The organism is Methylotenera sp. (genome assembly GCF_013141425.1).
GTDB lineage: Bacteria > Pseudomonadota > Gammaproteobacteria > Burkholderiales > Methylophilaceae > Methylotenera.
In genome coordinates this window covers 1-13,012 of the sequence record NZ_JABFRA010000031.1, presented here as the reverse complement: position 1 = coordinate 13,012, position 13,012 = coordinate 1, and the positions used below count along the sequence as shown (strand labels likewise).

Below are 13,012 nucleotides of genomic sequence, written 5' to 3'. Positions count from 1 at the left end.
CTTTCAGATGCCAATGCAGTAGCAACAGGTAGTCTTGCTTCTGCTACTGTTGCAGCCAGTGCCTTTAGTGCAGGCATTGCCAATGCAACGCCATCCTTTAATTTCAACACAGCTAAAACTGCACCAGCTACTATCAGGCTACATGCGCTTGATATAGACAATGTTGCATCCTCTACAACAGAAGGTACGGCTAACATTCGTAGTGGTCGCTTAAATTTACAAAACGCTTATGGTTCAGAACTTTTACCCTTACCCGTACCACTCGAAGCTCAGTACTGGAACGGCACTTCTTACATCAGAAACCAGCAAGATAGCTGCACCATCGTGCCTGCAAGTAGCATTGCCATGGGGCCTTATAAAAACAATTTAGCCGCCTGTGAAACTCAGCTTGGCTACAGCAGTGGCACTGGCAACCTCGTAAATGGCGTTGCCAGAAACTTAAGGCTCACAAAACCGGGTGCTGGCAATAACGGCAGTGTGGATTTAACACTCAACATAACAAGTGCCAGTGGTAACACTTGCAACACAGCAACTACAAGCGCAGCAAGCACAGCTAATATTCCGTGGTTTGGCGCTAACCCTTCAGCACGTGCAACATTTGGCATTTATAAAACGCCGATCATTTACTTGCGCGAAAATTTTAACGTTCCTTAAGTATCAATTTAATAGAGATATTGATTATGCGACTATATTCAAAGAAAAAATCACCAGGCTGGTTTGCCCTTCGCACCTCTGAAAAAGGTACTTGCGTTGCCCATGTGACCAAATTGGAGACTAAGCCTGCCGTGGCGTTTAGCGCGATTCGCCAGGAAAGTCTAAAAGACGATGCTGACGTTAAAGCGTTGTCTACAAATTTGAGTCTGCCAAAACTGCATTGCGCCTTATTACTTGCACAAAACGAATATCAATTGTTTCAGATTGAAAAACCAAACGTGCCAGCCAGTGAACTAAAACAGGCCATACGCTGGAAGGTAAAAGACATGATTGACTACCCAATTGAACAAGCCACGTTTGATGTGATCGACATTCCTGCTGACCCAAACAACAAAAATCGGCAATCTTATGTGTATGCCGTAGTTGCTAATAATGCATTGATTAGCAGTTACATGACACGGCTTATCGAGCAGGCAGGCTCAGGCTTGGAGGCGATTGATATTCCCGAACTCGCTCAGCGTAATGTGGCGGCTTATTTAGAGCAAGAAGGCCGTGGATTGGCCATGTTATCGATTAACAGTAATGGCGGTCTACTTACATTTACAGCGGGCGGCGAGCTTTACCACGCCAGACAGATTGAGCTTGATACCAAGCAAATGCACAGCGAGGATAGCGAGAAGAAATCCAGTATATTTGAGCGTTTGTCGCTCGAAATACAACGTTCGCTTGATAACTTTGAGCGGCAATTTCCCTACATCACCATTAATCGCCTTGTATTGGCGCCATTTATGGACAGGGAGGATTTTTACGATTATTTAAAAGCTTATCTTTACATACCAATTGACCGCTTTGATTTAAGTGATGTTTTTGAGTTTGAAACCCCAGCCAGTATCGGTGATTTAGCCACACAAGCCAGCCTATTGCCCGCTTTAGGTGCTGCCTTGCGTGAAGGAGCATCCTCATGAGTCAGCAGATTAACCTACTAAATCCCTCTCTTATCAAGCAAAAGGATTTTTTAAATGCGAATACTATTGTGTTAACGCTTGGTATTTTATTGGCCTTGATGACCGCTTATTACAGCTATGCACAAAAGCAGTTGTCATTAATAACAGTTCAGCGTGGCCAGGTGGCACAAGAATTAGCGGCAATACAAGCCACCTTGCAACAGACGGCTTTGTTACATACGCCACACGCGCTAAACAAAGCCTTGCTCGAACAAATTACGCAATTGGAACACAAGGAAAGCATGCAGCAACAAATATTGCAAACGGTAAAACTTAGTTCAGCGACACCTGAAAAGGGTTACGCGGCTTTGATGAGCGCATTTGCCAAGCAAAGTATTGAAGGTTTGTGGCTGACCAGTTTCAGCATTGACAGCCGTACCGAACAATTGAATATCAATGGCCGCACTTTACAAGCAGAACTGGTGCCAGAATATATTTCACGTTTAGGCACAGAGCCTGCTTTGCAAGGCAAGCTTTTTTCTGCACTTAATATGAATTTGCCCAAGCCAGACGCTACTGCAAGCAGCACCCCGGCTACCACAGTTGTGCCTGCGAATAATGCCGCCCAGGTACTTAAAAATGGTCAGGCCATTATCCCAACCAATACAACAACAGCTACGGCGAATAACACGCCGAATTTCATTGAGTTTTCATTGCAGTCGATTGAAGATAAATCGCTTGCTGAAACATCGAGCACTAACACGAAGGTTAATGCTAACTCGGAGGTTAAAGTAAGTCAGGTGGGAGAAAAATCTTGAAACAGATTTGGCCATTAATCTCCAGCAAATTCGAGGCGCTCAATAAACGTGAGCGCTGGATGGTTTCTGGCGCTTTGTTTGTGGTGGTCTATGCGACCATCAACACACTATTGCTAAACCCCGTGTTAGCACGCCAAACCAGCCTCCAAAATGAACTTGCTGCCGATCAAGCGCAGGTACAGTCTTTAACGCAGCAAATCAATGACTATGCCCTTCAACCGGTGATTGATCCAGATGCCGAAAATAAACAACGCATTCGCCAATTGCAGACAGAGTTGCAATTACTGGAAACACAGTTGAGTGGCTTGCAAACCACCTTAATCAGCCCAGACAAAATGCCAGAATTATTGCGTAGCTTATTGAAAAAAAATGGCAACCTAAAACTTATTGCACTCAAAACATTGCCCACGCAAGGTTTACTGGATAGTCCAAAAACAGATGTAAACACGGCAAGCGAGCCAAATCAAGCGAAGCAAAGCCAAGATCAAGAGGCGCCTGTTTACAAACACGGTGTTGAAATTACCGTTGAAGGCAAATATTTAGATTTGCTAGCCTATGTTGCTGAATTAGAGCAAATGCCTTGGCATGTACTTTGGAGCAAGGCCGTCTTAAATGAAGAACAAAATCCAGCGATTCTCTGGCCTGCTAACCGCTTAAAACTGACGGTTTATACCCTAAGTTTAGATAAAACCTGGTTAAGTATATGACGATAAAACAACTACAACCTACTGCACAAATCTTGGTTCCGCCTGTTTTGGTGAACCATGCGCAAATACCACTGAAACTCATGCTGAGCGTCTCGTGCGGTATGTTTTTGCTAACAATGCAACCCAATGTGCAAGCCGAAACATTAAAAGACCCAACACAGCCGCCAGCTTCTTTCTCGAGCGAAATAATTAACGGTGTTACAGCCGCATCTGGCCCAATATTGCAATCGGTCATGCTTGGCAAGCAATTCAGTGCGGCTATTATCAACGGCCAAAAAGTATTATTAGGTAAAAAATATGAGCAAGCAACCTTGATTAGTGTAAATGAAAATCAGGCGGTACTTCGGAATCCAGATAGGACAACGCTCATTCTGAAAATGGATTATGCAGACATGAAAAAAGTGGTATTGCCTAAACAAACGACAAAAAATAAGACACACAAACCTGCAAATGCAGATTGAATTTACACAATAAATTTAAACAAATATTAAGTAAAGTAAGCGAGAAGAACATGATGCCAAAATCAAGCAAACGATTAACACCATTACTTATTTTAATGTTGCTAGCAAGCTGCGCCACAACCGAGCCGCCACGTAATGCTACGCTTAATAAGATTAAAGATGAGCTAAAGCAGGCAGCTGAAATAAAACCTGCGCCGGTTACATCCAAAGCAATTAACGATGCCTTATTGCCACCGCTAAAAATCGCGATGCCAAAAGCTTCTGCCAAACAGTTGGAACAGCGGTTTGATTTGGTTATCAATAACGCCCCAGCAAGCCAAGTGCTCATGGGAATTGTAAGCGGCACACGTTACAGCATGTTGGTTCACCAAGATTTAACAGGCAACATCTCGGTTAATTTAAAAGACGTGACGGTGTTTGAAGCGCTAGACTCGCTACGTGAGTTGTATGGTTACGAATACAAAGTAGAAGGCACACGTATTTTTATTGAGCCACAAGCGATGCAGACACGCGTGTTTCAAGTCAACTACATTGTAGGTCAGCGTAAAGGTTCATCGGATACGCGCGTGACTTCTGGCTCCGTAAGCAATAGCAGCAACCAATCAGGTCAGCAAGGATCAGGGGCCACCAGCACCAGTGTGGGCAGTTCCGGCAACCGCGCGGCGCTTATCAGCACCAGCATTGCCACTTCCTCAAACAATGATTTTTGGAAAGACCTTACCGATTCTTTAAACGGCATCGTGGGCACCGAAAATGGCCGTCGAGTCGTTGTTAATTTACAATCAGGCGTCATCATGGTGCGCGCCATGCCCGATGAAGTTCGAAATGTTGAGTCATTCTTGCGCTTGATGCAGGTGACCATTGAACGCCAAGTAATTTTAGAAGCAAAAATTCTGAATGTGCAATTGAATGACCAATCACAAAGTGGCGTGAACTGGTCTATTTTTGGTCGCAGTGGCTCTAATACTGGCATCGTAGGCAATTTGAATGCAAATACGCAACTTGCCAGTTCGGGCAATGGCGCTCTGAAAAGTGGAGATTTAGGTTCAAACGCTGGCACGGCAATCTCCAATGCAGCCACTACGGCGCTAGGCGGGCCGCTATTTGCCGTGGCATTACAAGGGGCTAATTTCGCCGCCCTGCTCTCATTCTTAGAAACGCAAGGTGACGTGCAAGTACTGTCTAGCCCACGTATCGCAACTATCAATAATCAAAAAGCCGTACTCAAAGTCGGTACCGATGAGTTTTTTGTAACGGGCATCTCATCTAGCACCACCGCTTCTACTGGGGCGACAACGACCTCACCTGAAGTAACGCTACAGCCGTTCTTTTCTGGTATTGCACTCGATGTTACGCCACAAATTGATAAAGACGACAATATAATCTTGCACATGCACCCTTCGATTAGCCAAGTGACTACGGTCAACAAGCAACTCAATTTAGGTGGCGTTGCAGGAGCAATCAATCTACCATTGGCCTCCAGCAATGTGAGTGAAACAGATAGCATTGTGCGCACCCATGACGGCCGAGTCATTGCGATTGGCGGCTTAATGACAGAAAGTACTATTAACAATAAATCGAAAGTTCCAGGCTTGGGTGACATCAAAGGCGTTGGTGCGGCGTTCCGCCAAAAAGGCTCAGTTACCAGTAAAACAGAACTCGTTATTTTGCTTAAGGCCACGGTAGTACAAGGCCAAGATAGCTGGAGCAGTGATGTTTTATCCAGCCAAAAACGTATTGAAAGCATGCAGCGTACTGAAAATTTAGTTCAAACCTCGACGGTGAGCGACTAAATGATGTATCTCACCCATTTTGGCTTAAGCGAAGCACCGTTCAGCATCACGCCTGACACCAGTTTTTATTTTGCCTCTCACAGCTATCAAGAGGGCTTGAATACGCTGCTATTTGCGATTTTGTCAGGCGAAGGCTTTATCAAAATCACTGGCGAAGTTGGCACGGGCAAAACTTTATTATGCCGTAAGTTGATGGCTAGCCTTGATACAAGTTTTAAAGTGGCTTATGTACCTAACCCGTATTTAGAACCAAAATCCTTACTGATGGTACTGGCTGAGGAATTAGGCATCAAGGTAGCATCAAACACCACGCAACACGCACTACTAACAGCTCTGACACATGGCTTATTGGATTTTGCACGCAAAGAAATTAAAGTGGTGGTTTGTCTGGATGAAGTGCAAGCCATGCCAATTGAAACGCTTGAGGCTCTGCGCTTATTAAGCAATCTGGAAACTGAAAAACGCAAATTGTTGCAAGTCGTTATTTTCGGCCAACCTGAGCTGGAAATAAAACTCAATCACGCTTCTATTCGGCAATTAAAGCAACGCATCACCTTTGAATATCAACTCGACCGTTTAAGCCGCGACGAAATGCAATATTACTTAAACCACCGCTTAATTATCGCTGGCTATCAAGGTAGTCGCGTGTTTAGTGGTGCCGCGTTAACCTTGATGTATTTAAAATCAAAAGGTGTACCACGTTTAGTCAACATTCTGGCCCATAAAGCCTTGTTGGCCGCTTATGGCAAAGGTAAACGTCAGGTCGGTATCGTTGATGTATTTGCTGCGGCCTCAGACACCAAATCAATTGAATCCCTTTGGCGAAAATTGCGCTTAAATAGCTTAAGTTTATCGGTATTGCTAAGTGTTTGTGGTGCGGCATTACTGGCCTTGCCAAAATAATTGTTAACGAAATTTAAACCAATTCATCTAAATTTAAAGACAACAAAAAATGAGTTTAATTAATCAAATGTTAAAAGATCTGGAACAGCGTGGTGCTGGGTCTACTGACGCCGAAAAGATTATGCTAACCAGATTAGAATCTGTTGCTACAGCAGATCCAAATCTAACCTTGTCAGAAAATCAGGTTTATTTAAAAAAGCATATTTCAGCAAAAAAAATAAGTACTGCTTTTTTGAAAATCTCAGGTCTCATGGTGCTTTTGGCTGGCGGCACGTATCTATGGGTGCAAAGTAACTCTGCACAATCGCAAAGTACAGACATAAGTAAAAAAAATATTTCTTCAATTGAGCAACAAGATAGCACGTCAATTTCAACCTCTACGCCGAATTTATTGCAGAATATTCAAGACAATCAAGCGATAAAGAACAACATTAATATTGAATACAAACCATTATTTGAGCTAGAGCTAAAACATACACCTGTGTCAGCGCAAACTTTTATCAACAAGCCAGAAAATAACTTGCAGCTTGCCACATATCACCCACAAGAAACTTTATTCGTCAGGCCTGCTGAACCTTTAGAAACAATAGCTAACGTGGAAGCGATTGATCGAGTAGAACCAATGGCAATCGTGAAGCCTGCAGTTGCCCTCAAAAAAACGGAAGTAGCAAATTACAATTTATCCATTAGCAAGTACATCAGCCCTGAACAAAAATCTGCAAATGCTTATCGGCAGGCACTGACTTTTTTGCAACAAGGCCGTGTTGCAGAAGCTCAGGAAAACCTAGTGCTAGCACTAGAAGTTAACCCGGCTAACGAAGAAGCCAGACAAACACTTGCCGGGCTTTTAATGGAGAATAAACGTAATGAGGAAGCACGCGCCATTCTTGCGGCTGGCCTGACCATTGCGCCTGGGCAAAGTAACTTCCGCATGGCCGTTGCACGCTTGCAAATTGAAGCTGGTGATCGTTCTGGTGCATTAAACACCTTAGAACAAGGTGCGAGTTTCAGTAAAAACAATGCTGATTATCAAAGCTTTCTTGCTACGCTATTGCAACGTGCGGAACGCCACGAAGAAGCGATTAGCCATTACAGCACAGCCCTTTCAATCAATTCAAACTCCGCAAGCGCTTTAATTGGGCTAGGTATTTCTTTACAAGCGGTTGGAAAATTAAGCCAAGCGCAGGAAGCCTTTACGCGTGTGCAATCATTAACGGCGCTGAGTCCTGAACTTGCTCAATTTGCCGACCAACAATTAAAACAAATCAATCAGCATTTGCAAGTTTCGGCGGCTAAATAAGCTGGGGGGGTCTTACAGTTGAACGCTTGATTTAATAACTTTACAAGCTGGATAATAGCAATGCTTAAACGAAAAATAAAATTCAGCGCTAGTAAAAAAATATTGTAAGTCACAACCCATCATCGCTAATAAATAAGCCATTTGCAAGCGAATTTTTATTCAGCAAAATATTCCCTTTTCCTGTAAAATTCCCTTCCGGTAGGATTGTTTTTTAACTGAAAAATCAGTCAATAAAAATCCACAAAAAATACCAAAGCCTGTCCACAACAGGCTTTTTTGTTGACGTAGAATTCCAGGCAAACTGACCTAAATAAACTAACATTTAACTGAAAAAACTGACAAAATTAAATGACGACAGCAAATAAAGTGGATGTACTGTTAGTGGGAGGCGGCATTATGAGCGCCACACTGGCTGCTTTACTCTCTGCATTAGACAATACGCTCAATATCTTAATGGTTGAGCAACTGAACGATGTTGCCCTAGAAAGCTCAGATGCGCTAAATAACGCGGGAACAGGCCACGCAGGCTATTGTGAGCTTAATTACACGCCACAGCAGGCAGATGGTAGCATTCAGATTCAACGCGCCTTAGAAATAAACGCTGCGTTTGAAGTTTCATTGCAATTTTGGTCACACTTGGTAGAAACAAACGCACTGCCTGCACCTAAGCACTTTATCAATAAAACACCGCATTTAAGTTTTGTTTGGGGTGAAAAAAATAGTGCATTCTTAAAACAACGTCACGCCCTGCTGAAGCAGCACCCCTTGTTTGCTGAAATGCAATATAGCGAAGATTTTAATCAACTGGCCGCTTGGATGCCGTTAATGATGTCACAGCGCAAGTCGACCGAAAAGCTTGCAGCAACGTATGTACCACATGGTGCTGATGTCGATTTTGGCGCACTTACACGGCATTTAGTAACGAATCTCAAACAGCAACCCAACTTTAGCTTGCTCACGCATACCCGCGTAAAATCACTTAAAAAAATTCATGGTAGCTGGCACGTTGCCTTACACAATAAAGAAAACAAACATTCGCAAACCGTGCATGCTAAGTTTGTGTTTTTGGGCGCAGGCGGTGGTGCCTTGCCGCTGCTACAAAAAACCAATATCCGTGAAAGTATGGGTTATGGTGGCTTTCCGGTAAGCGGGCAATGGTTAATCTGCAATAATCCAGAGGTGATTAAGCAACATCAAGCCAAAGTCTACGGTAAAGCGGCTGTAGGTGCGCCGCCCATGTCGGTACCCCATTTAGACACACGGATGATTAACGGCAAGTCTGCCTTACTTTTTGGCCCCTTTGCTGGCTTTACTACGAAATTTTTAAAACAGGGTTCGGTGCTTGATTTAGCCAAATCATTAAAAATGAACAACCTAAAAGCCATGCTAGGCGTCGGTCGGCATAATCTGGATTTAACCAAATATCTAGTAAAAGAAACTAAACAAACCCACGAACAACGCATGCAGGCGCTACGCGAATTTTTACCGCAAGCGCAAGCCGCTGACTGGAAACTTGCCAGCGCTGGCCAACGCGTACAAATCATCAAAAACTGTGAGAAAAAATGGGGCAAGCTCGAATTTGGCACTGAAATTGTCGCCACAGAAGATGGCTCACTTGCCGCGCTGCTTGGCGCTTCACCAGGTGCGTCTGTGAGCGTAAAAGCTATGCTTGATGTGATTGAACGCTGTTTTGCCGAGCAATTGAAAAATGAGCAATGGGCGAAAAAATTAAAAGCCTTAATTCCATCGTATCAACAATCGTTAATTGATGATGCCGACTTACTTAAGCAAGTACGTGCGCGCACACTAAAAACCTTGCAACTTGGCTAGCTATTAGTCTTATTAGGCACTGCCCTGCGAGCCAATACCCATGCAGCTCGCAGAGCAGTGCCCAAAAGCGCCATCGACCAACTCAAACTAAGATTTTAAACTGCGTTGCCTTCTTGCCTCATACAAGCAAATACCGCTTGCCACGCTCACATTTAAACTTTCAACTGAGCCAAACATGGGGATGGTGACCAAAGCATCACAGGTTTCAGCAGTTAAACGTCGTATCCCGTCACCTTCGGCACCCAATACAATCGCCAGAGGTCCATCTAGCTTAGTATTGAGCAGATTACTCGGTGCATCCATGGTAGTCCCGATGACAAACACACCCGCCTCTTTTAATTCACGTATGGTTCGGGCTAAGTTAGTCACCGCAATAAACGGTACGGTTTCTGCCGCGCCGCAAGCGACTTTACGCACCGTGGCATTTAGGCCTACAGCGCGGTCTTTGGGCGCAATCACCGCGTGCACGCCCATTGCATCGGCCACACGCAGGCAAGCACCTAAGTTATGCGGGTCTTCAACGCCATCTAAAATTAAAAAGAATGGTGACTCAGTTAAATCGGACTCTAAAATGTCGTGAATATCTTTATAAGGAATCGGCGTATCCACCACACGTGCAATCACACCTTGGTGGCGACCATTCATACCAGCCATGCCATCCAAGCGACTGCGCTCAACCTCCATCGTGCGCACACCCGCCAGCTCCGCCATTTTCAGCAAATCCTTCATGCGCGCATCTACACGGTCGCGATCGATTAAAATCTCTTGCACACTCGCAGCATGTTGGCGCAAACGGCTTAATACGGCATGAAAGCCAAATAAAATACGGGCATCGCTCATTTCTTTACCTTATAGTTATAGCTTAACGGAATTTAGTAACACTTATTGATTATTAACGTTTATTAGGTTTTTTATTGGATTTTTTGGATTTTGCTGGCTTACCCGCGGTTTGGTTTGTCGATTTAGCTGGATTTTTTCTAGCTGTTTTACTAACCGTTTTAGTACTAGTTTTGGATTTAGGCTTTACACCCAATGTTAATGTTCCACCTACTTTTGAGGCGGGTTTATTCCCAAACTTACCATCAAAATTACCACCAGATTTCCCTTCCAACTTGGCATCAAACTTGGATGCAGATTTTACAGATTTTTGGCCACCATTACGCGGCTTATTTTCCGACGATTTAATACTAGAATCTACTCCAACTATAGAATCTAATGAATTGATTTTATTCACTAAAGTAAAGTCTATTTTTGTAGTTTCTAAGTCCACACGCACAACTTTTATGGTTAGCCTATCGCCTAAACGATAACGAACACCAGTGCGTTCTCCAGCCATTTCATGACGTGCCTTATCGTAATGAAAATAATCATTACCCAGTTCTGTTACGTGCAACAAACCTTCTACATACACACCATCTAAAGCCACAAACAAGCCAAAACTGGTGACGCCTGCCACAGTTCCTTCAAACACTTCGCCTATTTTATCTTGCATATAGAAGCATTTTAGCCAATTGGTTACATCGCGCGTGGCATCGTCGGCGCGGCGTTCGGTCATTGAGCATTGGGTGCCTAGTGCATTCCAGTCGCCCGCTTTGTATTTTTCACCCTTTAACACGGCCTTAATGGCGCGATGAATGAGCAGATCTGGATAACGGCGTATCGGCGAGGTAAAGTGCGCATAAGCCTCATACGCCAAGCCAAAATGGCCGACGTTGTCTGGACTGTATACAGCTTGCTGCATTGACCGCAATAACACGGTTTGTAGTAATTGCGCATCAGGGCGCGTTCTGATTTTATCTAGCAACTTGCCATAATCTTTTGCATGTGGCTTATCGCCACCGCCTACGCCAAAACCGAACTCGCCCATAAATGTGCGGAGCAATTCAAGCTTTTCAGGCGTTGGGCCTTCATGGATACGGTATAAAGCTGGATGCTCATTCGCATGTAAAAATTCTGCTGCACACACATTAGCGGCCAGCATACATTCTTCAATCAGCTTATGCGCTTCGTTTCTAGTGCTTGGCACGATGCTTTCAATTTTACCGTTATCGTTAAACACCATCACTGTTTCAGACGTTTCAAACTCAATTGCGCCACGCTTTTCACGCTGCGTTTGCAATAACTTGTAAACACTATTTAAATGCTGCAAATGCGGCATCAGCCAGTTGTATTCTTGCGCCAATTCACCTTGTGGATTTTGCAATATCTCATGCACTTGCGTATACGTCATGCGGGCTTTAGAGCGCATCACGGATGGATAAAACTTATATTGCTTGACGATGCCAAGCCCATCAACTTGCATGTCGCATATCATGCATAAACGCTCAACATCAGGATTAAGCGAGCACAAGCCATTCGACAGCGCCTCAGGCAACATTGGAATTACACGGCGTGGAAAATACACGGAGTTGCCGCGATCAAACGCACCTTTATCCAGGGCGTCATTCGGCCTCACATAAAAACTCACGTCAGCAATCGCCACAACCAAGCGCCAGCCTTTACCTTGTGGCTCGGCAAATACTGCATCATCAAAGTCACGTGCAGTTTCACCGTCAATGGTGATTAACGGCAACTCACGACTATCAATACGCTCTTTGTAATCGGCTGGCTGCACCAACTTTGGATAAGCTTCCGCTTGCCTTGTCGCCTCGACACTAAATTCATGCGGAAGATTATGTTTACGCAAAGCGATTTCGATTTCCATGCCGCTATCCGCATAGTTACCCAATATCTCGACCACTTTACCCATCGGCTGCGCATGGGTAGAGGGCTGTTCCGTGAGTTCAACCATCACCACTTGGCCTGCCTTAGCGCCCATATCCAGATGGTAGGGAATCAAGATATCCAAATTGATACGCTTATCTTCTGCAGCAACAATGGTCACACCACTGGTATGAATAACGCGCCCGACTAATTTTTGCGTGCGGCGCTCCAGCACTTCTACAATCTTGCCTTCTGGCCGACCTTTTCGGTCTAAACCACTCAAGCGCACCATTGCACGGTCGCCATGCATAACTTGCGACATTTCTTTTGGACTTAAAAACAAGTCTTCGCCACTAACTTTGGTTTTATCATCTGGAATCAAAAAGCCAAAACCATCAGGGTGGCCTTGTACAACACCAGAGATCAAATCCAATTTATCGGCGATACACAAAGCACCTTTTCTATTTTTGATTATCTGCCCTTCACGCTCCATCGCATTTAGGCGCTTATTAAAAATCAAACGCTCGTCTTCACTAATTTCCAGCAAAAGATAGAGTTGCTCTACACTTAATGGAATACCCTGCTCGCTCATGGTCGTTAACACAAGCTCGCGACTAGGCAAGGGCGTATCATAGCGCCCTGCTTCGCGTTCTGCATGCGGGTCATGACTTCTTTTATTTTGTTTACTTTTGTTTTTTTCGCTAGTTTTTGTCATTGACAAAGCGTACCTTTACTATAAAATTCAGCGCAACTATTAACCTGTAAATTTAACTACAGGTATTAAAATGGTTAGAACCATTTTACGTAGTGAGTTGCCCAGATGGCGGAATTGGTAGACGCGCATGGTTCAGGTCCATGTGCCTTCGGGTGTGGAGGTTCGAGTCCTCTTCTGGGCACCA

Annotated in this window: 11 protein-coding genes and 1 tRNA gene; 10 read left to right on the top strand and 2 right to left on the bottom strand. The window is 44.3% G+C overall.

What is annotated here, in order from left to right:
* The 9 genes from HOO90_RS02805 to mqo form a co-directional block, all read left to right on the top strand.
* Positions 1-654 (top strand): DUF6701 domain-containing protein (locus HOO90_RS02805; protein ID WP_366928734.1); only part of this gene is annotated, 654 nt, incomplete at its 5' end.
* A gap of 26 nt (positions 655-680) precedes the next feature.
* Positions 681-1,619 (top strand): agglutinin biogenesis protein MshI, encoded by a 939-nt coding sequence (locus HOO90_RS02800; protein ID WP_292839253.1) that lies wholly within the window; start codon positions 681-683, stop codon positions 1,617-1,619.
* Positions 1,616-2,416, top strand: coding sequence for an MSHA biogenesis protein MshI (locus HOO90_RS02795; protein ID WP_292839251.1), 801 nt, complete (start codon positions 1,616-1,618; stop codon positions 2,414-2,416). The genes HOO90_RS02800 and HOO90_RS02795 overlap by 4 nt, the downstream gene beginning before the upstream one ends.
* A complete protein-coding gene (locus HOO90_RS02790; protein ID WP_292839249.1) occupies positions 2,413-3,123 on the top strand; it encodes an MSHA biogenesis protein MshJ in 711 nt (236 codons plus the stop codon). The genes HOO90_RS02795 and HOO90_RS02790 overlap by 4 nt, the downstream gene beginning before the upstream one ends.
* Positions 3,120-3,584 (top strand): hypothetical protein, encoded by a 465-nt coding sequence (locus tag HOO90_RS02785; protein ID WP_292839247.1) that lies wholly within the window; start codon positions 3,120-3,122, stop codon positions 3,582-3,584. The genes HOO90_RS02790 and HOO90_RS02785 overlap by 4 nt, the downstream gene beginning before the upstream one ends.
* Before the next feature lie 53 nt (positions 3,585-3,637).
* On the top strand, positions 3,638-5,377 hold the full coding sequence (gene mshL, locus HOO90_RS02780; RefSeq protein WP_292839245.1) for a pilus (MSHA type) biogenesis protein MshL: 1,740 nt from the start codon (positions 3,638-3,640) through the stop codon (positions 5,375-5,377).
* A gap of 3 nt (positions 5,378-5,380) precedes the next feature.
* Positions 5,381-6,280, top strand: a complete 900-nt coding sequence (locus HOO90_RS02775) for an AAA family ATPase (RefSeq protein WP_292839255.1) — start codon at positions 5,381-5,383, stop codon at positions 6,278-6,280.
* Between the two features lie 49 nt (positions 6,281-6,329).
* Entirely contained in the window at positions 6,330-7,580 is a 1,251-nt protein-coding gene (locus HOO90_RS02770) for a tetratricopeptide repeat protein (RefSeq protein WP_292839243.1), read from the top strand.
* 348 nt (positions 7,581-7,928) lie between these two features.
* A complete protein-coding gene (mqo, locus tag HOO90_RS02765; protein ID WP_292839241.1) occupies positions 7,929-9,410 on the top strand; it encodes a malate dehydrogenase (quinone) in 1,482 nt (493 codons plus the stop codon).
* Positions 9,411-9,497: 87 nt separating this feature from the next.
* On the opposite strand, the gene rlmB is transcribed toward mqo, so the two are convergent.
* Complete coding sequence (gene rlmB, locus HOO90_RS02760; protein ID WP_292839239.1) at positions 9,498-10,250, bottom strand: 23S rRNA (guanosine(2251)-2'-O)-methyltransferase RlmB; 753 nt, start codon at positions 10,248-10,250, stop codon at positions 9,498-9,500.
* 52 nt (positions 10,251-10,302) lie between these two features.
* Complete coding sequence (gene rnr, locus HOO90_RS02755; protein ID WP_292839237.1) at positions 10,303-12,828, bottom strand: ribonuclease R; 2,526 nt, start codon at positions 12,826-12,828, stop codon at positions 10,303-10,305.
* A 99-nt stretch (positions 12,829-12,927) separates the two neighbouring features.
* Here rnr and HOO90_RS02750 point away from each other — a divergent pair.
* A tRNA-Leu gene (locus HOO90_RS02750) sits at positions 12,928-13,012 on the top strand.